At 67.9% G+C, this 25,011-nt stretch carries 25 protein-coding genes; 11 read left to right on the top strand and 14 right to left on the bottom strand.

Annotated features, from left to right (window positions below; translation table 11 throughout):
- Positions 1–31 precede the first annotated feature (31 nt).
- The 5 genes from pssA to U5809_RS08150 form a co-directional block, all read right to left on the bottom strand.
- On the bottom strand, positions 32–904 hold the full coding sequence (gene pssA, locus U5809_RS08170; protein WP_176050385.1) for a CDP-diacylglycerol--serine O-phosphatidyltransferase: 873 nt from the start codon (positions 902–904) through the stop codon (positions 32–34).
- Positions 905–919: 15 nt separating this feature from the next.
- Complete coding sequence (locus U5809_RS08165) at positions 920–1,564, bottom strand: phosphatidylserine decarboxylase (protein WP_031401923.1); 645 nt, start codon at positions 1,562–1,564, stop codon at positions 920–922.
- Positions 1,565–1,691: 127 nt separating this feature from the next.
- A complete protein-coding gene (gene ilvC / locus U5809_RS08160; RefSeq protein WP_034190794.1) occupies positions 1,692–2,708 on the bottom strand; it encodes a ketol-acid reductoisomerase in 1,017 nt (338 codons plus the stop codon).
- Between the two features lie 94 nt (positions 2,709–2,802).
- Positions 2,803–3,294 carry an acetolactate synthase small subunit gene (gene ilvN / locus U5809_RS08155; RefSeq protein WP_006398781.1) on the bottom strand — a complete coding sequence of 164 codons (492 nt, stop codon included), beginning with the start codon at positions 3,292–3,294 and terminating at the stop codon, positions 2,803–2,805.
- A gap of 111 nt (positions 3,295–3,405) precedes the next feature.
- Entirely contained in the window at positions 3,406–5,169 is a 1,764-nt protein-coding gene (locus U5809_RS08150; RefSeq protein WP_059233593.1) for an acetolactate synthase 3 catalytic subunit, read from the bottom strand.
- Between the two features lie 355 nt (positions 5,170–5,524).
- Between U5809_RS08150 and U5809_RS08145 the strand changes: the two genes are divergently transcribed.
- The 11 genes from U5809_RS08145 to U5809_RS08095 all read left to right on the top strand — a co-directional run bounded on the left by U5809_RS08145 (position 5,525) and on the right by U5809_RS08095 (position 15,022).
- Positions 5,525–6,088, top strand: coding sequence for an RNA polymerase sigma factor (locus U5809_RS08145; RefSeq protein ID WP_128844254.1), 564 nt, complete (start codon positions 5,525–5,527; stop codon positions 6,086–6,088).
- Positions 6,085–6,510: a DUF3619 family protein gene (locus tag U5809_RS08140; protein ID WP_322086109.1), complete on the top strand. Its 426-nt coding sequence runs from the start codon at positions 6,085–6,087 to the stop codon at positions 6,508–6,510. The genes U5809_RS08145 and U5809_RS08140 overlap by 4 nt, the downstream gene beginning before the upstream one ends.
- Positions 6,511–6,536: 26 nt before the next feature.
- A complete protein-coding gene (locus U5809_RS08135) occupies positions 6,537–7,298 on the top strand; it encodes a DUF3106 domain-containing protein (protein ID WP_282505639.1) in 762 nt (253 codons plus the stop codon).
- Positions 7,299–7,304: 6 nt separating this feature from the next.
- Positions 7,305–7,811, top strand: coding sequence for an RDD family protein (locus tag U5809_RS08130; protein WP_322086108.1), 507 nt, complete (start codon positions 7,305–7,307; stop codon positions 7,809–7,811).
- Between the two features lie 225 nt (positions 7,812–8,036).
- Positions 8,037–8,975: a UDP-2,3-diacylglucosamine diphosphatase gene (locus U5809_RS08125; protein ID WP_322086107.1), complete on the top strand. Its 939-nt coding sequence runs from the start codon at positions 8,037–8,039 to the stop codon at positions 8,973–8,975.
- Positions 8,976–9,005: 30 nt separating this feature from the next.
- Complete coding sequence (locus U5809_RS08120) at positions 9,006–10,040, top strand: glycosyltransferase family 1 protein (RefSeq protein ID WP_322086106.1); 1,035 nt, start codon at positions 9,006–9,008, stop codon at positions 10,038–10,040.
- Entirely contained in the window at positions 10,037–10,573 is a 537-nt protein-coding gene (locus U5809_RS08115) for a diacylglycerol kinase (protein ID WP_085042043.1), read from the top strand. Before U5809_RS08120 ends, U5809_RS08115 begins: the two co-directional genes overlap by 4 nt.
- Positions 10,574–10,779: 206 nt before the next feature.
- The gene (locus tag U5809_RS08110) at positions 10,780–11,538 is read left to right on the top strand and encodes a TetR/AcrR family transcriptional regulator (RefSeq protein WP_166960706.1); all 759 of its coding nucleotides are present in this window, start codon (positions 10,780–10,782) and stop codon (positions 11,536–11,538) included.
- Positions 11,535–12,116, top strand: coding sequence for a TIGR00730 family Rossman fold protein (locus U5809_RS08105; RefSeq protein ID WP_048020480.1), 582 nt, complete (start codon positions 11,535–11,537; stop codon positions 12,114–12,116). The genes U5809_RS08110 and U5809_RS08105 overlap by 4 nt, the downstream gene beginning before the upstream one ends.
- Before the next feature lie 22 nt (positions 12,117–12,138).
- Entirely contained in the window at positions 12,139–12,900 is a 762-nt protein-coding gene (locus U5809_RS08100) for an SDR family oxidoreductase (RefSeq protein WP_176050393.1), read from the top strand.
- A gap of 229 nt (positions 12,901–13,129) precedes the next feature.
- Complete coding sequence (locus U5809_RS08095; protein WP_322086105.1) at positions 13,130–15,022, top strand: glycosyl transferase; 1,893 nt, start codon at positions 13,130–13,132, stop codon at positions 15,020–15,022.
- A gap of 151 nt (positions 15,023–15,173) precedes the next feature.
- On the opposite strand, the gene U5809_RS08090 is transcribed toward U5809_RS08095, so the two are convergent.
- The 9 genes from U5809_RS08090 to U5809_RS08050 form a co-directional block, all read right to left on the bottom strand.
- On the bottom strand, positions 15,174–15,791 hold the full coding sequence (locus U5809_RS08090; RefSeq protein ID WP_322086104.1) for a DUF924 family protein: 618 nt from the start codon (positions 15,789–15,791) through the stop codon (positions 15,174–15,176).
- The gene (locus U5809_RS08085) at positions 15,788–16,519 is read right to left on the bottom strand and encodes an alanyl-tRNA editing protein (RefSeq protein ID WP_322086103.1); all 732 of its coding nucleotides are present in this window, start codon (positions 16,517–16,519) and stop codon (positions 15,788–15,790) included. The genes U5809_RS08090 and U5809_RS08085 overlap by 4 nt, the downstream gene beginning before the upstream one ends.
- A 104-nt stretch (positions 16,520–16,623) precedes the next feature.
- Positions 16,624–17,034 carry a group II truncated hemoglobin gene (locus U5809_RS08080; protein WP_282505649.1) on the bottom strand — a complete coding sequence of 137 codons (411 nt, stop codon included), beginning with the start codon at positions 17,032–17,034 and terminating at the stop codon, positions 16,624–16,626.
- 43 nt (positions 17,035–17,077) lie between these two features.
- The gene (locus U5809_RS08075; RefSeq protein WP_322086119.1) at positions 17,078–19,582 is read right to left on the bottom strand and encodes an ABC transporter permease; all 2,505 of its coding nucleotides are present in this window, start codon (positions 19,580–19,582) and stop codon (positions 17,078–17,080) included.
- Between the two features lie 107 nt (positions 19,583–19,689).
- Complete coding sequence (locus U5809_RS08070; RefSeq protein ID WP_034190778.1) at positions 19,690–20,307, bottom strand: DUF4126 domain-containing protein; 618 nt, start codon at positions 20,305–20,307, stop codon at positions 19,690–19,692.
- A gap of 226 nt (positions 20,308–20,533) precedes the next feature.
- A complete protein-coding gene (gene sugE, locus U5809_RS08065; protein ID WP_176050398.1) occupies positions 20,534–20,854 on the bottom strand; it encodes a quaternary ammonium compound efflux SMR transporter SugE in 321 nt (106 codons plus the stop codon).
- Positions 20,855–21,015: 161 nt separating this feature from the next.
- The gene (locus U5809_RS08060) at positions 21,016–21,297 is read right to left on the bottom strand and encodes a DUF333 domain-containing protein (RefSeq protein ID WP_322086102.1); all 282 of its coding nucleotides are present in this window, start codon (positions 21,295–21,297) and stop codon (positions 21,016–21,018) included.
- A 158-nt stretch (positions 21,298–21,455) separates the two neighbouring features.
- Complete coding sequence (gene kdpE / locus U5809_RS08055; protein ID WP_282505650.1) at positions 21,456–22,154, bottom strand: two-component system response regulator KdpE; 699 nt, start codon at positions 22,152–22,154, stop codon at positions 21,456–21,458.
- Positions 22,147–24,990 (bottom strand): DUF4118 domain-containing protein, encoded by a 2,844-nt coding sequence (locus U5809_RS08050; protein WP_322086101.1) that lies wholly within the window; start codon positions 24,988–24,990, stop codon positions 22,147–22,149. The genes kdpE and U5809_RS08050 overlap by 8 nt, the downstream gene beginning before the upstream one ends.
- Positions 24,991–25,011 lie beyond the last annotated feature (21 nt).

The following is a 25,011-nucleotide window of genomic DNA, read 5'->3' as shown; positions in this document are numbered from 1 at the left end:
CCGAGGCCGCCGTTTTCGGGTCGATCGCGCGTCAGTGATCGCGCTGCGACGAGCGCGCCGGATTCGCGCGCCCGCGGATGGCCATGTAGGCCCAGAACACATAGCCGGACAGGCCGTAGAGCACGAACAGGCAGAACAGCATCAGCGGCGGATCGGACGACACGAGCACGAACGCGACGACGACCAGCAGGATCGCCGCGAACGGCACACGGTGCCGCACGTCGAGCGCCTTGCCGCTGTAGAACGGCGCGTTCGACACCATCGTCACGCCCGCGTAGATCGTCAGCACGAACGCGACCCACGGCAGCCAGCCAAGCTTCATCGGCACGCGGTTGTCGGTCGCGAGCCACACGAAGCCCGCGATCAGCGCGGCGGCGGCCGGGCTCGGCAGCCCCTGGAAAAAGCGCTTGTCGACCACACCGATGTTCGTGTTGAAGCGCGCGAGGCGCAGCGCGGCGCCCGAGCAGTAGACGAACGCGGCGAGCCAGCCCCAGCGGCCGAGATCCTTCAGCACCCACTCGTACATCACGAGCGCGGGCGCGACGCCGAACGACACCATGTCCGACAGGCTGTCGAACTGCTCGCCGAACGCGCTCTGCGTATGCGTCATGCGCGCGACGCGCCCATCCATCCCGTCGAGCACCATCGCGACGAAAATCGCGATCGCGGCGATCTCGAAGCGCACGTTCATCGCCTGCACGACCGCGAAGAAGCCGCAGAACAGCGCGGCAGTCGTGAACGCGTTCGGGAGCAGGTAGATGCCGCGCGTTTTCAGGAACCGCTGACGCGCGGCGCGGCGGCTCTCGAGCGGCGCCTGATCAGGCGCCATTATCTTGTTGCGGCGAAACGGACGTGGCGTCTGGCCGGAGCCGTTACGCGGCCGACGCGGTTTGAATGCGGCCATCGTGCGCCCCGCCGCTTACTGCTCGAGCTCGGCGAGGATCGTCGACGACGCGTAGACCTTCTCGCCGATCGACACCTTCGCGCGGCTGCCGAGCGGCAGGTACACGTCGACGCGCGAACCGAAGCGGATGAAACCGTAGCGCTGGCCACGCGACAGCGGCTCGCCGGCACGGACGTAGCAGAGAATCCGGCGGGCGACGAGCCCGGCGATCTGCACGGCGGTGACGGTCTTGCCGCTCGCCGTCTGGATCACGACCGCGTTGCGCTCGTTCTCGGTCGACGCCTTGTCAATCGCCGCGTTCAGGAACGCGCCCGGAAAGTACTCGACCTTGGTGATCGCGCCATCGACCGGCGAACGCTGCGAATGGACATTGAATACATTCATGAACACGCTGATCTTCAGCGCTTCACGGTTCGCGTACGGGTCTTGTGCGGTCTCGACCGCGACGATGCGGCCGTCTGCCGGGCACAGCACCGCATTCGGCTGCGCGGGGATCGGGCGCTGCGGATCGCGGAAGAACTGGACGACGAAGACGAGCAGCAGCCAGAACGGCCACGCGAAGCCGAAGCCCCCGACGGCGTGGATCAACAGCGCGATGACGGCAGCAATCGCGATGAACGGCCAGCCTTCGCGCGCGATGATCGGATGAGGATAGTTCATGGATTCGTTCTGTGTTCGGTGAATTGCAAAGCCCGTAGGATAGCAAAAGCCGCCCGGGGCACTGCTGCCTTCGGACGGCTTTTTGATACCGACCCTCCACTCGAAGGGCCGGAACAGCACGCGGTGCTTAGTTCTTCGTCTGGTCGACGAGCTTGTTCTTCGCGATCCACGGCATCATCGCACGCAGCTTCGCACCGACCTGCTCGATCTGGTGCTCGGCCGTCAGGCGACGGCGCGACTGCAGCGTCGGTGCGCCTGCCTTGTTCTCGAGAATGAAGCTCTTCGCGTACTCGCCCGTCTGGATGTCGGTCAGGCACTGCTTCATCGCCTTCTTCGTCTCTTCCGTGACGACGCGCGGGCCCGTCACGTACTCGCCGTACTCGGCGTTGTTCGAGATCGAGTAGTTCATGTTCGCGATGCCGCCTTCGTAGATCAGGTCGACGATCAGCTTCAGTTCGTGCAGGCACTCGAAGTACGCCATTTCCGGCGCGTAGCCTGCTTCGACCAGCGTCTCGAAGCCAGCCTTGATCAGCTCGACGGTACCGCCGCACAGCACGGCTTGCTCGCCGAACAGGTCGGTTTCGGTCTCTTCACGGAAGTTCGTCTCGATGATGCCGGCACGGCCGCCGCCGTTTGCTGCCGCGTACGACAGCGCGATGTCGCGTGCCGCGCCCGACTTGTTCTGCGCAACCGCGATCAGGTGCGGCACGCCGCCACCTTGCGAGTACGTGCCGCGCACGGTGTGGCCCGGTGCCTTCGGCGCGATCATGATCACGTCGAGGTCGGCGCGCGGGATCACCTGGCCGTAGTGGACGTTGAAGCCGTGTGCGAATGCCAGCGCCGCGCCTTGCTTGATGTTCGCGTGCACTTCCTTCGCGTACACGTCGGCGATCTGCTCGTCCGGCAGCAGCATCATGACGACGTCCGCGCCCTTCACCGCTTCCGCGACTTCCTTGACCGACAGGCCGGCGTTTTCAGCCTTGCTCCACGACGCGCCATCCTTGCGCAGGCCGACCGTCACGTTCACGCCGCTTTCCTTCAGGTTCAGCGCGTGTGCATGGCCTTGCGAGCCGTAGCCGATGATCGTGACTTGCTTGCCCTTGATGAGGGAGAGGTCGGCGTCTTTGTCGTAGAAAACGTTCATGATGGTTCCTTCGCTAATTCAAAAATTCAACAATTCGTTCGGATGGAGTACTGCGGGCCGGGACATGACGGCGCACCCGGCGTGCCATTGGGCATCACACCTTCAGGATGCGCTCGCCGCGTCCGATGCCGGAGCTGCCGGTGCGCACGGTCTCTAGGATCGCGCCCGCGTCCAGCCCCTGGATGAATGCGTCGAGCTTGTCGCTCGCGCCCGTCAATTCGATCGTGTAGGTCTTTTCGGTCACGTCGATGATGCGGCCGCGGAAAATGTCCGACATCCGCTTCATTTCTTCGCGCTCCTTGCCCACTGCACGTACCTTGATCAGCATCAGCTCGCGTTCGATGTGTGCACCGTCGGTCAGGTCCACCACTTTCACCACCTCGATCAGGCGGTTCAGATGCTTCGTGATCTGTTCGATCACGTCGTCGGAGCCAATGGAAACGATGGTGAGCCGCGACAGCGATTGGTCTTCGGTCGGCGCCACCGTCAAGGTTTCGATGTTGTAGCCGCGTGCGGAAAACAGACCGACCACGCGCGACAGCGCGCCCGGTTCGTTCTCCAGCAGGACGGAAATGATGTGTCTCATGTTCGCTTCTTCCAGAATGTGTCCGTGTCGATTCACTCGCGCCGCGCGCCGCCGCGTGCCGCACCGCCCTTCGTGAAGGCGGCCGCATCCGGCCGGACGCGCGTCGCGCCGTTACAGATCTTCCGATCCGAGCAGCATCTCGGTGATGCCCTTGCCGGCCTGGACCATCGGCCAGACGTTTTCGGTCGGATCGGTCTGGAAGTCGAGAAACACGGTGCGGTCCTTCAGGCGCAGCGCTTCCTTCAGCGCCGGCTCCACATCCGAGGTCTTTTCGATCCGCATGCCGACATGGCCGTACGCTTCGGCGAGCTTCACGAAATCAGGCAGCGCATCCATGTACGAATGCGAATAGCGCTTGCTGTATTCGATCTGCTGCCACTGGCGAACCATGCCGAGATAGCGGTTGTTCAGCGAAATGATCTTCACGGGCGTGTCGTACTGCAGGCAGGTCGACAGTTCCTGGATGCACATCTGGATCGAGCCTTCGCCCGTGATGCACAGCACGTCGTCGTCCGGGTGCGCCATCTTGACGCCCATCGCCGCCGGCAGGCCGAAGCCCATCGTGCCGAGGCCGCCGGAGTTGATCCAGCGACGCGGCTTGTTGAAACGGTAGAACTGCGCCGCCCACATCTGGTGCTGGCCGACGTCCGAGCACACGAACGCATTGCCGTCCGTCAGCTCCCACGCCTTCTCCACCACGTACTGCGGCTTGATGATCTCGCTTTCGCGGTCGAACTTCAGGCAGTCCTTCGAACGCCAGCCCTCGATGTCCTTCCACCATTGCGCGAGCGCCTCGGTGTCGGGGCCATGCTCGGCCGTCTGCAGTTGCTCGATGAGCTCCTTCAGCACTTCCTTCACGTCGCCGACGATCGGGATGTCGACCTTCACACGCTTCGAGATCGACGACGGGTCGATATCGATGTGGATGATCTTGCGCGGACGCGACGCGAAGTGCGCCGGGTCGCCGATCACGCGGTCGTCGAAGCGGGCACCGATCGCGATCAGCACGTCGCAGTGCTGCATCGCCATGTTCGCTTCGTAGGTGCCGTGCATGCCGAGCATGCCGAGGAATTTCTTGTCCGACGCGCGATAGCCGCCGAGGCCCATCAGCGTGTTCGTGACCGGGTAGCCGAGCAGGTCCGCGAACTGGTTCAGTTCACGCGACGCGTCGGCGAGGATGATGCCGCCACCCGTGTAGATGTACGGGCGCTTTGCCGTCAACAGCAGCGACACGGCCTTGCGGATCTGGCCCGAATGGCCCTTCGTGACGGGGTTGTACGACCGCAGCGACACGCTCTTGACGGGCTCGTACTGGCACGGCGTCTTCGAGATGTCTTTCGGGATGTCGATCAGCACCGGGCCCGGACGGCCGGTACGGGCGATGTAGAACGCCTTCTTGACGGTTTCCGCGAGGTCGCGCACGTCCTTCACGAGGAAGTTGTGCTTCACGCACGGACGCGTGATGCCGACGGTGTCGCATTCCTGGAAAGCGTCCTGACCGATCGCGGCAGTCGGCACCTGGCCGCTGATCACGACCATGGGAATCGAATCCATGTAGGCCGTTGCGATGCCGGTCACCGCGTTGGTGACACCGGGGCCCGACGTCACGAGACAGACGCCGACATTGCCGGTGGAACGCGCATACGCATCGGCTGCGTGCACGGCCGCCTGTTCATGGCGCACCAGCACGTGCTGAATCTTGTCTTGCTTGTACAGCTCGTCGTAGATGTAGAGAACCGAGCCGCCGGGGTAGCCCCAGATGAATTCGACGTTTTCGTCGGCGAGTGCCTTCATCAGCACGGTGCCGCCGATGGAGTCGCTATCGGGAGGGGAAAGGGGTTCCGACGTGGAGAATTCCGCGCTGGGCATGTTCATTTTGACCTTTCGAATTTTCGGCAAAAAATTGATCGGGTGCTCTCTGCCGGGCTTGTGGCTCGGGTTCAAGCGGCGCGTCCAGTTTGAAGGGCGGGCTTCTTGGGCCAGCCTCAAATGAGACCATCACTTCATGTTGCGAATCGTTGACGATAGCGGGTCGTGATTGGGTCGTCAAGCAAAATATCCCGCACCGCATCATGCACGCCGCCCGGCGCCCCGCCACCGCGGCTCGCGCGCAACGTACGGGGCCCAATCCGGTCCCAAGCGGCACGAAAATTTGATAGCATCCGCGGGTTTTACGAAATTTTTCGACCTTTTACACCACGCAGCGGCCCGCAGCGCATACCTTCACGGAATGGCATCAGACAAGGAACTCGCCGACTTTCTGGCGGGCGTCGAAAGGCGCGCGTTCAAGCAGGCTGCGTACGCCGTGCGTGACGACGATGCGTCGCTCGACATCGTGCAGGACGCGATGATCAAGCTTGCGGAAAAGTACGGCGACCGGCCGGCGGCGGAATTGCCGCTGCTTTTTCAGCGGATCCTGCAAAACACGATCCACGACTGGTTTCGTCGGCAGAAAGTCCGCAACACCTGGGTCACGCTCTTCTCGTCGCTGAACAATACCGACGACGACGACTTCGACCCGCTCGAAACACTCGAATCCGCGGACGACAACGCGGGCGTCGAGAGCAGCGAGCACCGCCTCGAAAGAGAGCAGGTTCTGGCCCTGATCGACGAAGAAATCCAGAAGCTTCCGGCGCGTCAACGGGAAGCGTTCCTGATGCGTTATTGGGAAGATATGGATGTCGCCGAGACTGCCGCCGCAATGGGGTGCTCCGAAGGCAGTGTGAAAACGCACTGCTCTCGCGCCACTCACACCCTCGCGCACGCGCTCAAGGCCAAAGGAATCACGCTATGAGCTCCGCTCCCGAAAACCGAGAACACGAATTCGCGCTGAAGGTGCGCCGCGCGCTTGACGAGCGCGCGACCGCCCTGCCTGCCGCAACCACCGACCGTCTGGCCGCAGCGCGCCGGGCTGCGCTCGCGCGCAAGAAGCCCGAAGCCGCGACCGCGCCGGTGTTCGTGCCGGCCTTCGCCGGCGCGGCCGGTGCGTACGGCTCGGCGCCCGCGAACCGCCCGCAGGCGTCGTTCGCGCGCCGTCTGCTGCGCGCGTGGCCGCTGGCGCTGCTGCTCGCGGGGCTCGTCGGCATCGCCTACTGGGAAGACATGCAGCGCACCGCCGAACTCGCCGACATCGACGCGGCGATGCTCAGCGACGACCTGCCGCTCAACGCGTATCTCGATCACGGGTTCAACGCGTATCTTTCGCGCGCTCACTAACAGACAATAACGAGGGGATCGCACGGGTGAGTCAGAAGCGCGGCCTGGCCGTATTTTTCGGATGCGTGATTGCGATCGCCGTTTCCTACGTCGCCACGTATTCCCGATTCCACCCGGCCCCCGCGACGTCCACCGTCGCGGCCACCAGCCCTGCCGCGCCCGCCTCGGCCGCGACCGGGCCGACCACCGAACTCCCGTCGCTGCCCCTGCCGCTGCCGGCCGCCACCGGCCCGCTGTCGTGGGCGCGCCTCACGCCGGCCCAGCATGCCGCTCTCGCGCCGTTCGCCGACCAATGGGATGGCTTCAGCGACGCCCGCAAGCGGAAATGGCTGAAGATCGCATCGCGTTTCGCGAAGTTGTCGCCCGATGACCAGAAGCGCCTGCAGGACCGGATGGCCGAATGGGCCAAGATGACGCCCGAGCAGCGCCGCGTCGCGCGCGAGAACTACCAGAGCGCGAAGGAGCTGTCCGCGCAGGCGCGCGAGCGCGCGTGGAAGGCCTATCAGCAGCTCCCCGAGGAACAGAAGGAACGTCTCGCGGCCGCCGAACGCCGCCGCAAGCCGAGCGTCGTCAGCGCACCGCCGACCGTCGCCGACCGTGACGTTCGCCGCCTCGTCAATTCACACGAACATCCGGCAAGCGGTGCGGCCACCGCACCGGCGCCCGCCTCGGCCGGCGCCGCCGCGCAGCCGGTACCGGCCTCGTCGACGGCCGGCACCGCGTCCGCACCGGCCGCAGTGGCACCGGTGTCGCCGGCCGACGCACCCTCGCTGTTCAAGGGCTCCTGAGCGGCCGTGGCGAACGCCCGCGCACCCGAGACCCCGGCCGCCGCGCCGTCCGTGCGGCGGCGCCTCGCCGCGCTGCTTTACGAAGGCGTGCTGCTGTTCGGCGTCGTGTTCTTCGCGGGGCTCGCATTCAGCCTCGCGACGCAGCAACGCAACGGCCTCGTCCATCACAACCTGCTCGCCGCCTGGATCGCGCTCGTCGTCGGCGCGTACTTCGTGTGGTTCTGGACGCACGGCGGCCAGACGCTGCCGATGAAGACCTGGCGGCTGCGCCTCGAATCGTCGAGCGGCCGGCCGTTGAGCGCCGGCCACGCGCTCGTCCGCTATGCGCTCGGCTGGCTGTGGTTCCTGCCGCCGCTCGCGCTGCATCCGCTCCTCGGCCTGTCGGTGCCCGTCACGCTCGCGCTCACGGCCGCCTGGATCGTCATCTGGGCCGGCGCCGCCCGGCTGCATGCCGGCCGCCAGTTCCCGCACGACCGGATCGCGCGCACGCGCGTCGTCGCGATACCGCGCTGACGCGCCGCTTTCGCCAGACGAAACCCGCCTGCCGGGCCGTCCGGCATCCGGCCGGACGGCCTTGCCAGACAAATGTCAGCCGGTCCGTTCGGCAGATTACACAACGCCTGCCGATTCACTGCTAAACACCCTGCAACGGTCGTAATAAGAACGTCTCGTGACTGTCACGGCACAGTCACGCCCGCATGGCGGAATGCCGGTAATGTCAACCGGCGCGAGTCATGCATGGGCCAGAAAACGTCCGCGACCTCCCTTTTCCGTCACCCTATCGGCGCACGCGCCGCCACCGCCTTCCTGTCCGGCTCGGCTGCAACCGATGACCTGGCGTCGCAAGAACCGCCTGCCGCGCATACCACGCAGCACGACGATCCCGACCCGTCCACCCATCGCTACCGCACCATCTGGCTGTCCGACATCCACCTCGGCTCGAGCGGCTGCCAGGCGCCGTACCTGCTCGACTTCCTGCGCCACAACGATTCGGAATACCTGTACCTCGTGGGCGACATCATCGACGGCTGGCAGCTGAAGAAGGGCTGGTACTGGCCGCAGGCGCACAACGACGTCGTGCAGAAGATCCTGCGCAAGGCACGCAAGGGCACGCAGGTCATCTACATCCCCGGCAACCACGACGAAGGCGCGCGGCAGTTCTGCGACCTCGCGTTCGGCGACATCCAGGTGCGCGGCGAGGCGTTCCACACGACGCTCGCGGGCAAACGTTTGTGGATCGTGCACGGCGACCTGTTCGACGGCGTGATCCAGCACGCGAAGTGGCTCGCGTACCTCGGCGACACGCTCTACACGCTGATCCTCGTGCTGAACCGCTGGTTCAACCGGATCCGCAGCCGGCTCGGCTTCCAGTACTGGTCGCTGTCGCAGTACCTGAAGCACCAGGTCAAGAACGCGGTCAACTTCATCTCGCAGTTCGAGACCGTGATGACCGACGAGGCGCGCCGCCGCGGCTGCGACGGCGTCGTGTGCGGCCACATCCACAAGGCGGAGATCCGCGACATCGACGGCGTGCTGTACTGCAACGACGGCGACTGGGTCGAAAGCCTGTCCGCACTCGTCGAAACGATGGAAGGCGAACTGAAGATCGTCTACTGGACGGTGATGCGCACCGCACCGCCGGAGACTTCGTCGCGCAAGGCCAAGGCCACTGCCTGACACAACCCTACTTACAGGACACAAGCCGCGATGAAGATCATGATCGTCACCGACGCGTGGGAACCGCAGGTCAACGGCGTCGTGCGCACGCTGAAGAGCACGTCGCGTGAGCTCACGGCGCTCGGCCACCGCGTCGAACTGCTGACGCCGCTGGAATTCCGCACGGTGCCCTGCCCGACCTACCCCGAGATCCGCCTGTCGATCCTGCCGTACCGCAAGCTGCGCGCGCGGATCGATGCGTTCGCACCCGATGCGCTGCACATCGCGACGGAAGGCCCGCTCGGCCTCGCCGCGCGGCGCTACGCGCGCTCGCGCAAGCTGCCGTTCACGACCGCGTACCACACGCGCTTCCCGGAATACGTGCAGGCGCGCTTCGGTATCCCGCTGGCCGCAACCTACCGCTTCCTGCACTGGTTCCACGGCCCGTCGCTCGCGGTAATGGCGCCGACGCCGGTCGTCAAGCAGGACCTCGAGAAATTCGGCTTCACGAACGTCGTGCTGTGGACCCGTGGCGTCGACCTCGAAGTGTTCCGGCCGATGGAGTCGAAGGTGCTCAACACCGCGCGGCCGATCTTCCTGTACGTGGGCCGCGTCGCGATCGAAAAGAACGTCGAGGCGTTCCTGCGCCTCGACCTGCCCGGCTCGAAGTGGGTCGCGGGCGAAGGCCCCGCGCTCGCGGAGCTGAAGTCGCGCTATCCGGAGGCGAACTATCTCGGCGTGCTGTCACAGGCCGAGCTGGCAAAGGTGTATGCTGCGGCCGACGTGTTCGTGTTTCCGAGTCGCACCGACACGTTCGGCCTCGTGCTGCTCGAAGCGCTCGCCTGCGGCACGCCGGTGGCAGCGTATCCCGTCACGGGCCCGATCGACGTGCTCAGCGGCGGTGACGCGGGCTCGATGCACGAGGACCTGCAGGAAGCCTGCCTCGAAGCGCTGAAGATCGAACGCTCGACCGCGCGCGCGTGGGCCGAACGATTCTCGTGGCGCGCGGCGTCCGAGCAGTTCGCGTCGCATCTGAAGCCGCTGCCGAAGACCGCGTACTCGCCAGCCGAAGGTGCCGCCGTTTGAAACGAGACCTGAACGACAAGACCCCGCCCCCTGCCTCCACGCCGCAACGGCACCGCCCGTTCGACGAGGAAGAGCCGCACGCCGAAGCGGACGTGCACGCGCACGAGCCGCTCGGCCCCGACGACCAGCTGTCGCCGCTGCCGCCGAACCCGTACAAGCGCCACCGCGGCATCACGCGCGCGTGGTACGCCCTCAAGCATTCGCTGAACGGCTTTCGCGTCGCGATCCGCGAGGAGAGCGCGTTTCGCCAGGAGCTCACGCTCGCCGCATTGATGCTCCCGATCGGTGCGTTCGCACCGGTGCCGGCCGCGTCGCGCGCGCTGCTGATCGGCTCGGTGCTGCTCGTGCTGATCGTCGAGCTGCTGAACTCGAGCGTCGAGGCCGCGATCGACCGCATCTCGCTCGAGCGCCACGAACTGTCCAAGCGCGCGAAGGACCTCGGCAGCGCGGCCGTGACGGTCGCGCTGTTCGCGTGCGTGACGACGTGGGGCTTCGTGCTGGGCCCGGTCGTCGCGCACTGGCTCGGCTTCTAGACAGGTACCGGGCGCATGCGCCGCGCACCGCCCGCGTGCGGCGCTGCACCATGCGCGGCGCGGTGCCGCGAACACGAAATGCGCCCGGTGTGGCGAAACCCCGGTTTATAATCGTCCGCTAGACATAGAACAGCAACCCGCGCCGGACGAATCACGCAGCATCGATTGCAGCGCCCGCCAGTCCGGCACACACAGGGCCGGACGACATGGAAGCGAAACCTCCCCGCCGCACCCGCGAACGGATTCTCGAGTTGTCGTTGAAACTCTTCAACGAGATCGGCGAGCCGAACGTCACGACCACGACGATCGCCGAGGAAATGGAAATCAGTCCAGGCAACCTGTACTACCATTTCCGCAACAAGGACGACATCATCAACAGCATCTTCGCGCAGTTCGAGCAGCAGATCGAACGGCGGCTGCGTTTCCCCGAAGATCACCGTCCGACGATCGACGAAACCTGGTCGTACCTGCAGTACATGGCCGATTTCATGTGGACCTACCGGTTCCTGTATCGCGACCTCAACGACCTGCTCGCACGCAATCGCACGCTCGAGACACACTTCAAGCAGATCATCAGCCACAAGGTGCGCTTCGCGCGCGACATGTGCGAGCTGCTCGTGTCCGACGCGGAAATGGTCGCGACGCCTGCCGAGATCGAAGTCATCGCGACCAACATGGCCGTGATCTCGACGTACTGGCTGTCGTATCAGTACGTGATGCATCCGCGCAAATACAACGACCAGGACGCGATCCGCGAGGAACTGCACCAGGTCAGCATGCACGTGATCTCCGTGATGGCGCCGTACCTGCGCGGCCGTTCGCGCCAGCTGTTCGACGATCTGGTCTCGGGCAAGCTGCCGAAGCGCCAGTTCACCGACTACCTGCCGCCGCGCGACGGCTCGCCGCGCCCGGCGGACAGCCCCGTCATCACCGGGCAGGCCCCCGCCAAGGATTCCAAGCAATGAAGGCAGTCTGTGTTTACTGCGGCTCGTCGTCCGGCGTGCGGCCCGTCTATGCCGACGCTGCACGCGCATTCGGCCGCGCGCTCGTCGATGCGGGCCTCACGCTCGTCTACGGCGGCGGCCGCGTCGGCCTGATGGGCGTGATCGCCGACGAGGTGATGGCGGCCGGCGGCCGGGCGGTGGGCGTGATCCCCGAATTGCTCGTCGACAAGGAAGTCGGCCATACAGGGCTGTCGGAACTGCACGTCGTGCCCGACATGCACCACCGCAAGAAAATGATGGCCGACCTCTCCGACGCGTTCGTCGCGATGCCCGGCGGTGCCGGCACGCTCGAAGAGCTCTTCGAGGTCTACACGTGGGCGCAGCTCGGCTATCACCGCAAGCCCGTCGCCGTCTACAACATCGATTCGTTCTACGATCCGTTGATCGCGCTGCTGCGCCATACGGTCGACGAAGGCTTCATGCGTCCGGCCTATTTCGACGCGCTGTGCGTCGAATCCGAACCCGTCGAACTGATCGAGCGACTGCGCCGCTACCAGCCGCCCGCCCGCGACAAGTGGGCACCCGACGCAGCGAAGTAACCGTCACCGGAAACCGCACGCAATGACCGCACCGTCCGATCGCAAGGCCGTCCTCATTACCGGCGCGAGCCGTGGCATCGGCCGCGCGACCGCCGTGCTCGCGGCCGAGCGCGGTTGGGACGTCGGCATCAATTACGCGCGCGACGCGGCGGCGGCCGAACTCACTGCGCAGGCTGTCCGCGACGCGGGCGGCCGCGCATGCATCGTCGCGGGCGATGTCGCGAACGAGGCGGACGTCATCGCGATGTTCGACACCGTCACGGCCGCGTTCGGACGCCTCGACGCGCTCGTCAACAACGCCGGCATCGTCGCGCCATCGATGCCGCTCGCCGACATGCCGGTCGACCGGCTGCAGCGGATGTTCGACACCAACGTGCTCGGCGCCTACCTGTGCGCACGCGAAGCCGCGCGCCGGCTGTCCACCGACCGTGGCGGCCGCGGCGGCGCGATCGTCAACGTGTCGTCGATCGCCTCGCGGCTCGGCTCGCCGAACGAATACGTCGACTATGCGGGGTCGAAAGGCGCGGTCGACTCGTTGACGATCGGCCTGGCGAAGGAACTCGGCCCGCACGGCGTACGCGTCAACGCGGTGCGCCCCGGCCTGATCGAGACCGACATTCACGCCAGCGGCGGCCAGCCGGGCCGGGCGGCCCGCCTCGGCGCGCAAACGCCGCTCGGCCGCGCGGGCGAAGCGCAGGAGATCGCCGAAGCGGTCGTCTGGCTGCTTGGCGACGCGGCGTCCTACACGACGGGCGCCCTGCTCGACGTCGGCGGCGGCCGGTAATCTCGCCCGAGCGGCGCGCCCGAAGCGCCGCCAGGAACGACCTGTCGTCACGACACCACAAATCTCCACAATTTCGTGACGGTTTCAGTAAACATCCGTAATAGTTCCGTGATCTACTAGCGGGCAATCAGACAGGCGTCGTAAACGTCTGGTCTTTGCCGCCATGATGTGGCCCTTATTGGTCCTGCCCAAGTCGCGGACCCGCTCGACTCGACCCGAGATCTTTTCCATGCCTGGAACCGCAGCGCCCAGCCGGCGACGCACGTCTGTGCCCGCCCCGGCCCAGCACACCCGCTCGACTGCCGACGCCAACACCACCGCGACGCTCGATGCCGCCGGCACGCCCGTCGTGGCGACGAGCACCGCAACCCGCACCGCGGTCGACCGCACGGCCCTGCTCGGCTGGCGGGCCTGGCTGTTCGTCGCCGTCCTGGTCTGCGCGTACGTGCTGCCGGGCGTGCTCGGCCACGATCCGTGGAAACAGGACGAAACCTATACGTTCGGCATCATCCAGCACATGCTCGAGACCGGCGACTTCGTCGTACCGACCAATGCCGGCCTGCCGTTCATGGAGAAGCCGCCGCTTTACGCATGGGTCGCGACCAGCCTCGCGTGGCTGCTGCAGCGCGTGATGCCGCTGCACGACGCGGCGCGGCTCGCGAGCGCGCTGTTCGCCGCGCTCGCGTTCGGTTTCATCGCGCGCGCGGCGCGCGTTGCCAGCCGTGCGGACAGCTGGTTCGACCTGCGCGTGATCGGCCCGGTCGTGCTGAGCGCGGGCACGCTCGTCGTCATCAAGCACGTGCACGACATGATGACCGATGTCGCCCTGTTCGCCGGTACGGCGATGGGCTTCTGCGGGCTGCTCGAACTCGTGATGCAGCATGTCGCACGCGCGCAGCAGATGCGGCATGGGTTGCCGGTGCGGCCGTCGGGCCGCTGGGCTGCGCCGATCTTCGGCGCGGGCGTCGGCATCGCGCTGATGACGAAGGGGCTGTTCGTGCCGCTCGTATTCGCGGCCACGCTCGTCTGCACGCTGGTGCTCTATCCGGCCTGCCGCACCCGCTCGTTCGCGCGCGCGCTCGGCGTCGCCGCGCTCGTGTTCGCGCCGTTCGCGCTGATCTGGCCGACCGCGCTGTTCCTGCGCTCCGAAACGCTGTTCATGACGTGGTTCTGGGATAACAACGTCGGCCGGTTCTTCGGCTTCTCCGTCCCCGAACTCGGCGCGGAAAACGACAAACCGTTCTTCATCCTGCGGGCGTTCCTGCTCGTCGGCTTCCCGGTCGCGCCGCTCGCGATCGTCGCCCTCGCACGCGGTGCATGGCGCGACTGGCGTACGCCGCGCATCGCGCTGCCCGTGCTGTTCACCGGCATCGGGCTCACGGTGCTGCAGGTGTCCGCGACATCACGCCAGCTCTACATCCTGCCGTTCTTCGCGCCGCTCGCGCTGGTCGCCGCGCAGGCAATCGAACGCCTGCCGCGCCGGCTGCATCTCGCGTGGGATTACTTCAGCCGCGTGCTGTTCGGCACGACCGTCGCGCTCGCGTGGGCCATCTGGGCCGTGATGGCCGATCCGGCCGCGTCGCGCGCGGATCTCGCGCTGCTCGGCCGCTGGCTGCCGCTTGACTGGACGATGCCGATCCAGCCCGCGCTCGTGATCGGCGCGCTCGCGCTGACGGTCGGCTGGCTGACGCTGCTGCCGAAGCTGCGCACGACCGGCCTGTGGCGCGGCGCGCTGTCGTGGGGCGCCGGCGCGCTCGTCGCGTGGGGGCTCATCTACACGCTGCTGCTGCCGTGGCTCGACGTTGCGAAGAGCTACCGCTCCGTATTCGACGACCTGAACGCGCATCTCGCGCTCGAATGGAACGACGGCGACTGCATGGCGAGCCTGCACGGGCTCGGCGAATCGGAAGCGCCGATGCTGTACTACTTCTCGGGCATCCAGCACACGCCGATCGACGACGCAAAGTCGACGCGCTGCACGTGGATGATCGTCCAGGGCGTGCGCGCGGTCGATCCGGCGCCCGGCAGCGAATGGAAATTGTTCTGGACGGGCGCCCGCCCGGGCGACGACGCGGAACTGCTGCGCGTGTACGTACGTACGCCCGAACAGCATCTGCAGTAACGCAGGACGGCGCGGCGCGCCGCCATCCCCGGCAAAGGTAATGCGCGTCCGGCCAGCCGGTGCGCAACCTTTGCGCGATACCCGCCCTTGAGACACCCGCGTCAAGCCGCGGGCTCGCTCCCGCCCTCTTTACACCACTGCCCCCGGATCTTCAGAACGACGAGCCGGGCTCGCGAAGAAACGCGGTCTCCTCGTCGGTCGATGCGCGACCGAGAATCGCGTTCCGGTGCGGAAAGCGGCCGAAGCGCTCGACGACGGCCGCATGCAGCAGCGCGAAACGGTGATAACTCTCGCACCCGGCCTCGTCGCGAATGCCCGCGCACAGGCGCACGGCTTCGCTTTGGCTCTCGACCGTTTCGTCGTGCTCGAACGGCAGATACGCGAACGCGCGGTGATGCCCGCTCGGCAACTGCACGTCCCAGCCGGCCGCGACGACACGGCGTGCGAGCGCGAGCGCCTTCGGATCGGCGGCAAACGCGCGCGGCGTGCCGCGATGGATATTGCGCGAGAACTGGTCCAGCACGACGATCAACGCCAGCGCCCCCGACGGCGAGCCGGCCCAGTGATCGCAGGCGCCGTCGCAGGCTGCGTCGAGCAACGCGCCGTAGCGCGTGCGCAGCACGTCGTCGAACGCCGCGCCGCCGTTGAACCATACCTTGCGTTCCTGCCCGAATTCGGCCGAGCCCGGCTCGCCGAACCAGAAATCCAGAATCTCCCGCGCTTGCGGATCCAGTGCCGCTGCGCCGGCCTTGCCGGTGTCGATCGTCATGCAAACTCCAGTACGAGGCGCCGTGTGCGCGCGCTCTTCTTTTCCAGTTTCGCGACCCGCAGCCCGCCGATTTCGGACGTGTTGCGCACATGCGTGCCGCCGCACGGCTGCAGGTCGACATTTTCGATACGCAATAGCCGCACGCGGCCTAGGCCCATCGGCGGCTTCACGCTCATCGTGCGCACGAGGTCGGGCCGCTCGGCCATCTCGTCGTCGGTGATCCATTCGGTCGTCACCGGATGCGCGCCGACAACAAGGCCTGCGAGACGCCGCTCGACATCGTCGCGGTCGATCGCATCGGAGGTCGCGAAATCGAGCCGCACGTAGTCGGCCGTCACGCTGCAGCCGTCAACCGCATACGGCAGCACCGCGCACATCAGGTGCGCGGCCGTATGCAGGCGCATGTGCCGGTAGCGGCGCAACCAGTCGATCTCCGCGACCACGCGCGTGCCGGGCGCGAGCGCCGCGACGCGTGCCTCCTGCCCCGGCGCCGGCACGTGCACGGCATCGTCGGGTGTCGCGCCGTCGAATTTTGCCTTGCGTGTATCGGCGATCGTGATCGCACTGCCGTCGGGCAGCGTCAGCGTGCCGGAGTCGCCGGCCTGGCCGCCGCCAAGCGGATAGAACACCGTGCGGTCGAGCCGGATGCCGTCGTCGCCGACGGCCTGGACGACCGCGTCGCATTGCGTCAGGTACGCGTCTTCGCGAAACAGCGCTTGTGTCGTCATCGGGCGAGCCTCGTATCGATGGGAGAAACGACCAGTGTCGCGTCACGCCGCACGCGCGCCCAGACGCAGATCGTCCGGCGTGCGGGCAGCGGCGTACCGGTCGATCAACCGGGCCGGTTGCGCATCCAGTCGGCCGTGTCGTAGAACGAATGCATCAGCCGCTCGCGCAGCGGCTCGGGCAGCCCGACATCCTCCATCGCCCACGCCATGCAGCGCAGCCACTGGTCGCGCTCGACCGACGCGATCGGGAACGGCAGGTGCCGTGCGCGCAGCCGCGGGTGGCCGAACCGGCTGATGTAGTGGTCGGGGCCGCCGAGCCAGCCGCACAGGAACCAGAACAGCTTGTCGCGCGAACCGTCGAGCGACTGCGGATGGAGCGCGCGAATCTCCGCGAACTCGGGCTCGAGGTCCATCAGGTCGTAGAAGCGGTCCACCATTTCGCGCACGCGGGCTTCGCCGCCCACGAGCTCGAACGCCGTCGGCTGCGACGGCGCTTCGTCATTCACATCGGTCATACGGATAGTCGGAAAACGGGATATTCGGGGCCGCCGGCGACGCTCATGCGTCGCGCAGCGACTGCAGCGCGGGGCGCCGCAACACATTATGCAGGCTCAGCCAGCCGGCCGCACCGGCGCACGCGACGCCGGCCGCGATGCCAGCCGGCACGAGCCACGGATCGACGGCGAGCTGGAAATCGAATACGCGCGACGCGAGCACCCAACCGACCGCGATCGCGCCCGCCGATGCCAGCGCGCCCGCCAGCGTACCGACCACGACGAATTCCGCGCGCTGTACCGCATTGACCTGCGCGCGCGACGCGCCGAGCGCACGCAGCAGCGCGGCCTCGCGCACGCGCTCGTCGCGCGAGCCGGCGAGCGCCGTGTACAGCACGAGCACGCCGGCCGCGAGCGTGAACACGAACAGGAACTGCACCGCGCCGACCACCTGCAGCATCATCCGCTGCAACTGCGCGAGGATCGGCGCGACGTCGATCGCGGTCAGGTTCGGATAGCGCGCGATCAGCGGATCGAGCAGCGCGGCGTTCGAGGCCGGCAAGTGGAAGCTCGTCAGGTAGACGGCCGGGAAATCCTTCAGCACCGGCGGCGGCATCAGCACGAAGAAGTTGACGCGGAACGAGCCCCAGTCGAGCTTGCGCACGCTCGTGACCGGCGCGTCGACCGTCAGCCCCGTCACGTCGAAGCGCAGCGTGTCGCCCGGCTTCACGTTCAGCGTCTTCGCGAGGCCGGCCTCGATCGAGATCTGCGGCGTGGCCGCCGTGCCGAACCAGTCACCTTCGACGATCCGGTTGTCGGACGGCAATTCGGTCGTATACGACAGGTTGAACTCCCGGTCGACGAGCCGGCGCGCCTCGTCGGACGGATACGCGTCCGGATTCACCGGCTTGCCGTTGATCGCGACGAGGCGGCCGCGCACCATCGGCGCGGGCACCGCGTCGCGCACGCCGTGCGCAGCCAGATAGGCCGCGACATCGTCGCGCTGGTCGGGCTGGATGTCGATCAGGAACTGGTTCGGCGCATCGGGCGGCGTCGACTGCCGCCAGCCCGCGACGAGATCGTTGCGCGTGATCGCGATCAGCAGCAGGCACATCAGGCCGAGCGCGAGCGCGGTGATCTGCAGCGCGCTGGCCGTGCCACGCCGGTGCAGCGACGCGAGCGCGTAGCGCCAGCCGACGCCGGCGGCCACGCGCGCGTTGCGTACCGCACGGGCGGCCGCGAACAGCACGAGCCGCGCGATCAGCGCGAAGCCGACCAGCGCGCCGGCGAAGCCGCCCGCGACGATCAGGCCGAGCTTCAGGTTGCCGGCCGCGACGATCAGCAGCCCCGCGAACAGCACGACGCCGATCGCATATGCGGCCCACGCGGTGCGCGATGCCTCGCCCCACTCGCGTCGCAGCACGCGCACCGGCGGCACGCGCGTGAGCGGCACGAGCGGCGGCAGCGCGAAGCCAAGCAACAGCACGAGCGCGGCGCCCATGCCGATCAGCGCCGGCCACAGCGTGGGCGGCGGCAGCGCAACGTCGATCAGGCTGCCGATTGCTGTCAGCAACACCCAGTGGCCGCCGTAGCCGAGCACCGCGCCCGCGGCGCCCGAGACGATGCCGATCCCGGCGAATTCGAGTGCGAACAGCGCGCCGAGCGTGCGGCGGCTCACGCCGAGGCAGCGCATCGTCGCGCAGCCGTCGAGATGACGCCGCATGTAGCGCTGCGCGGCCATCGCGATCGCGACCGCCGCGAGCAGCGCGGTCAGCAGCGCGACGAGCGTCAGGAAATGGCGCGCGCGATCCAGCGTCTGCCGCACCTGCGGCTGGCCTTCCTGCAACGATTCGAGCCCGACGCCGCGCAGTTTCCCGCCGTCGACGCGCTGGTGCGCATACGCTTCGAAACGCGCGACGGCCGGTGCATCTCCGGCGACCAGCAGCCGGTAGGTGACGCGGCTGCCGTAGCCCGTGAGCCCCGTCGCGGCGAGGTCGTCCGCGCGCATCATCAGCCGCGGCGAAAAATTGACGAACGAAAAGCCGCGATCGAGCTCGCGGGAAATCGACGCGGCGACCGTGAACGTGCGCAGGCCGACGCGCACGGTGTCGCCCACCTTCAGGTGCAGCGCGTCGAGCAGCGCCGGATCGGCCCACACAGTATCGGGCGCGGGGATCGCGGCCGCCTTCTGCGCGACGGTGGCGCCGGCCGGCACGATGTCCACCGCGCCGCGCAGCGGATACCCGGGCGACACGGCCTTCACGGCCGCGAGGCGCGACGGTGCGGCATCGGCCGCCTGCCCGCCCGGGGCCGACGCGATCATGCTCGGGAAAATGGCGGTCGTCGCGGTACGCAGGCCGAGCGCCCGGGCCTGCCGGTCGAACGACGGATCGACGGGACGATCGGCGCGCACGACGAAATCGGCGCCGAGCATCTGGCGTGCATCGCGTTCGAGCCCCTGGCGCAGCCGGTCGGCGAGAAAACCGACGCTCGTCAGTGCCGCGACTGCCAACACCAGCGCAAGGACGAGCAGCGTCAGCTCGCCCGCGCGCCAGTCGCGCGCAGTCATCCGGGCGGCCTGGCGGATCAGGTCGTGCAGGCCGAAGCGGCCGGCATGCGCGGGCCTGTCATGGCCGGGTTGCCCGGCCGGCGGCTGCGCCGCGGGTTGCCGCTCGTTCAATCGCGCTTGCCCCCGATCGAATTGAGCCGCGACACCATGTGGTTCGCCATCCCGCGAAAGCCGCCCGACACGCCGCGCCACAGGCGCGGCAGCGCCCACGCCGACGCCGCGATGAACGCGGCGAGCAGCACGAGGAACGCGAGCGGAACGAAGAACGCCAGCACGAGCCCGCCGACGACGAGGCCGTCCTCGGTCGACGACGCGACCCAGTTCGAAATCGGTTCGGGAGAGAGGTTGATCAGTGCGCGCGTACCGGCCTTCGCGACGTGCGCGGCACCGGCCAGCGAGCCGCCGGCGAGCCCCGCGACCGCGAGCACGGTCGGATCGGCATGGCCGAGCGCACCGGCTGCCAGCACGGCGCCGGCGGGGATGCGGATGAAGGTATGCACGGCATCCCACAGCGAGTCGAACGCGGGGATCTTGTCGGCCAGGAATTCGGTGAGGGTGAGCACGGCCGCCGCGCCGATGACCCACGGCGACATCAGGACAGCCAGCGTATCGGGCAGATGGAGCCAGCCGACCCGCGCCAGCACGCCGGCGATCAGCACCGTCAGGTACAGGCGCAGCCCGCTCGCCCACGCGAGCCCCGCGCCGAGCGAAATGGCTTCGATCATCGCCCTCTCCTTGCACTTTCCGTGCGATTTGCCGATTGATCGGATCGGGTCGGACAGACCGGCCGCGCGGCGCGTGGCGACCGGCACCGTGTGCCGCGAGAAGCACGACGGTATTCAGGCCCGAATGCGTTCCATTATAGACAGGCTATCCGGGTGACCGGCGCAATTCCGCAGCGCGACATTCCCGACGCACGTGCGCCCGGACGCCGACGCCCGGATGCCGGCGTCAGGCGGCCGACGACAGCTTGAGGCCGATCAGCCCCGCGACGATCAGCGCGGCGCTCGCGACGCGTGCGGCAGTCAGCGCCTCGCCCATCATCACGATGCCGAACACGAACGCGCCGATCGCGCCGATGCCGGTCCACACCGCGTATGCGGTACCGAGCGGCAACTGGCGCATCGCGACCGCGAGCAGCCCGAAGCTGGCCAGCGCCGTCACGATCGTAAACACCGACGGACCGAGCTTCGTGAAGCCGTCCGACGATTTCAGGCCGGCCGCCCAGGCCACTTCCAGCAAACCGGCAATCAACAACCATACCCACGCCATCTCGACGTACTCCGTATCGGATGGGGCCGTCCCCGTTGAAACGAATGACCCGGGGTCGTCCCCGGGCGGCGCCGAGTATAACAAGTTGCTTACGGACGCGCCGGCTGCGGGCAGGCCAGCGGCCGATCGAGGGCGCGATCGGCCAGGCCCGGTCAGTTCGGTCAGTTCGACACGCGCTTCGGCGCGACGCCGCCGACGCAGCGATCGTCGCGGTACAGCGCCCACTCCTCGCACACGCGGCCATCCTTGAACATGCACATCCCGACCTGCCCGCGCGGCAGGCTGCGGACCACGTGGCGACCGCCGAGCTTCTCGCAGTTGACCGACGCGGGATTGGCCATCGCCGCCTGGGCGGGCGGCGGCTGCCCGGGCGGCAGCGGTTGGGCGAACGCGCCGGGCGCAGCAAGCGCCAGCGCACAGATGACGACCAGACGGACGGACATTGCACGCTCCTCGTTTTTGTTCGCGGAACGGTCAGGATAACGGCGATTGAGCGAGCGGTGTGCAAGGCCGGCGCATGCCGCGAGACTGTCGCGCCGGCGCAACCCTGCCGGCGCGCGACGTCATGCGCCGGGACACCGCTGCCACCCGGCCCGCTCCGTCACGCGGCGCCGACGAGCCGGTAGCCGACGCCCGTCTCGGTGACGATGTACTCGGGCTGCGCGGGGTCGAGTTCGAGCTTCTGCCGCAGGTGCGCCATGTAGATGCGCAGGTAGTGATGGCTTTCGACGTGCGACGGCCCCCACACGTCACGCAGCAGCTGGCGATGCGTAAGCACACGCCCCGCGTGCCGCACGAGCGTCGCGAGCAGCCGGTATTCGAGCGGCGTCAGATGCACGATCTCGCCGTCGCGCCACACCTGGCGCAGCGCGAGATCGACGGTCACGGTGCCGAAGGTCACCTTCGGCGATTCGTTCGCGCCGCCCTGGTTGCGCCGGCGCAGTTGCGCGCGAATCCGCGCGCGCAGTTCGGACACGCCGAACGGCTTGGTCAGGTAGTCGTCGGCGCCCGCGTCGAGCGCGGCGACCTTCTCCTCTTCCTGCGTACGCGCGGACAGCACGATCACCGGCACCTCGGACCAGCCGCGCAGCTCGCGGATCACGTCGAGGCCGTCGGTGTCGGGCAGGCCGAGGTCGACGATCACGAGGTCGGGCTTGCGCGTCGCCGCGTCGATCAGCCCCTGCTTGCCCGTCTCGGCCTCGAACACCGCGATGTCCTCCTCTTCGAGCGCGGCGCGCACGAAACGGCGGATCTGCTTTTCGTCCTCGATCAGGACGACGGTCAGGCTGGGTTCACTCATGGTCTGGCAATGGCTCGGATGGGGACGATGCGCCCGGCACATCGGATTCGTCGTCGGGCACGGCAGGTGCTGCCGGCGGCGTCTCGACCGGCAGCGTGAACCAGAAGCGCGCGCCCGTCACGTGGCCGTCGGGCGCGGTGCGGTTGAGCGCGCCGATTTTACCGCCGTGCGCCTCGACGATCGCGCGGCAAATCGCGAGGCCGAGCCCGATGCCCGGCGTCGCCGATTCCTTCTCGCCGCGCGTGAACTTGTCGAAAATGCGCGTTTCCATGCCGGCCGGCAGGCCCGGGCCGTGATCGTCGACATGCACGCGCACGAACGGTAGCCCGTCGTCGGTCACACGCTCCGCGCCGATGTCGATCGGCGTATCGGGTGGTGTGTACTTCGCCGCGTTCTCGAACAGGTTGGTGAACAGGCGCTCCATCAGCACCGCGTCCATCTGCAGCAGCGGCAGGTCGGCCGGCAGCGCGACGCGCGCCGGATGACGCGCGAGCACGCGCTTGCACGCGGCGAGCGCGGCGCCGACGGTTTCCTCGAGCAGCGACCACTGGCGCTTGAGCTGCAGGCTGCCGGCCTGCAGCCGCGCCATGTCGAGCAGGTTCGTGACGATGCCCGTCATGCGCAGCGCCTCGTCGTGAATCGCGTCGACGAGTTCGCCCTCGCGCTGCGCGAACCGCTCGGCCGCCACGGCGTCGCCGCCCTGCGCGGCCGCGCGCCCGTTCGCGAGCATCGACGAGAAGCCGACGATCGTCGTCAGCGGCGTGCGCAGGTCGTGCGAGATCGCCGACAGCAGCGAGTTGCGCAGCCGCTCGGACTCCATGTTGACGAGGGCATCGCGCGCGATCTCGACGTAGTGCACGCGTTCGAGCGCGAGCGCGATCTGCGCGGCGAACGCATCGAGCATCCGCTGCTGCTCCGGCACCTCGAGTTCGCGCGGCTCGCGCGACGCGACCGCGAGCACGCCGCGCGTGCGCATCGGCGCCTTCAGCGGCAGGTACAGCGCGGCCGTCGCGGGCAACGTGTCGGTGCCGCGGCCGGCCGGCTTCTGCTGGTCGTACACCCACTGGCCGACGTCGCTGTCGAGATCGGCGCCCGTCAGCGTGACGGCCGCATCGGGCTCCTCGATCTTCTGGCGCACCTTGTCCGCGCTGTCGGGCAGCAGGAACGCGACGCGCGCGCGGAACACCTCGCCCACGTGGCGGCTGCCGATCTCGACGATCTGCTCGGTCGTCAGTGCCGCGCCGAGCTCGCGCGCCATCGCGTAGATCGCGCCGGTGCGGCGCTCGCGGCGCTGCGCGACGCTCGCCTGGCGCGTCAGCGTCGAGGTCAGGTGGCTGATCACGAGCGACGTCAGCAGCATCCCGAAGAAGGTCAGCAGGTACTGCGTATCGCTCACCGAGAACGACATGCGCGGCGGCACGAAGAAGTAATCGAACGCGGCCACCGACAGGAACGACTGCAGCACGCCCGGGCCGCGCCCGAGCCGCACGGCCGAGAACACGACGCCGAGCAGGTACAGCATCACGAGGTTCGTCAGGTCGAGCCGCTCGGACACGAGGCTCGCGACGACCGTGATCGCCGCGCAGATCGCGGCCGCGTACGCGTAGTGCCGCGGCGGCGAACGATGCGTGCCGAACTGCGCGAACGCATCGCGCCAGTCGCGCGCACGCGCATCGAGCGGCGCGGCGCGCGCTTCGTCGCTCGCGGACGCACGGATCAGCATCAGGTCGACGTCGCCCGCGCGTTCGGCGAGCTGCTCGCCGAACGGCCGCGCGAGGCGGCGCATGAGCCCGGCCTTCGGCGAGCCGCCCGCGACGATCTTCGACACGTTGCGCACCTTCGCATAGCCGATCAGCGCAGCGACCGCGTCGGCGCCGGCGAGCGTGGCCGTTTCCGCGCCGAGTTCGGCCGCGAGCTTCAGCGCATCGAGCGTGCGTTGCCGCCGCGCATCGGGCAGCCGCTGCAGGCGCGGCGTCTCCACATACACGGCGAGCCAGTCGGCCTTCAGGCTCGCGGCGAGCCGCGCGGCCGCGCGCACGAGCGTCGGCGCTTCGGCGCCGGGCCCGACGCACACGAGCAGCCGCTCGCGCGCCTGCCAGATGCGCTGGATCGAGCGGTCGGCGCGGTACTCGCGCATCTGCGCGTCGACGCGATCGGCCGTGCGCCGCAGCGCGAGTTCGCGCAGCGCGATCAGGTTGCCCTTGCGGAAGAAGTTGCGCACCGCGCGCTCGGCCTGCTGCGCGAGATAGACCTTGCCGTCGCGCATCCGCTCGAGCAGTTCCTCGGCCGGCAGGTCGACGAGCGTGACTTCGTCGGCCGCGTCGAACACGCGGTCGGGCACGGTCTCCCACACTCGGATACCGGTGATCGCGCCGACCACGTCGTTCAGGCTTTCGAGGTGCTGGACGTTGACGGTCGTATAGACGTCGATGCCCGCGTCGAGCAGCTCGTAGACGTCCTGCCAGCGCTTCAGGTGACGCGCGCCCTGCACGTTCGAATGCGCGAGTTCGTCGACGAGGATCAGCTGCGGCTCACGCGCGAGCGCGCCGTCGAGATCGAATTCGGCGAGCGTGCGGCCGCGATAGTCGATGCGCGCGAGCGGCAGCACGTCGAGGCCGTCGAGCAGCGCGGCGGTTTCGCTGCGGCCGTGGGTCTCGACGATGCCGACGACGACGTCGACGCCTTCCTGCAGGCGCTGGCGCGCAGCCTGCAGCATCGCGTAGGTCTTGCCGACACCGGCCGATGCGCCGAAGAAGATCTTGAGCTGGCCGCGCCGCTGCTTTTCTTCGTCTCGCTGCAGCTTGTCGAGGAGTTGGTCTGGATCGGGACGGTTCATGCGTCAGGAAAGCGGAGCGCC

Source organism: Burkholderia sp. BCC1999, from assembly GCF_905339975.1.
In the GTDB taxonomy this organism is placed as follows: domain Bacteria; phylum Pseudomonadota; class Gammaproteobacteria; order Burkholderiales; family Burkholderiaceae; genus Burkholderia.
This window is presented reverse-complemented; position numbering and strand designations above follow the sequence as displayed.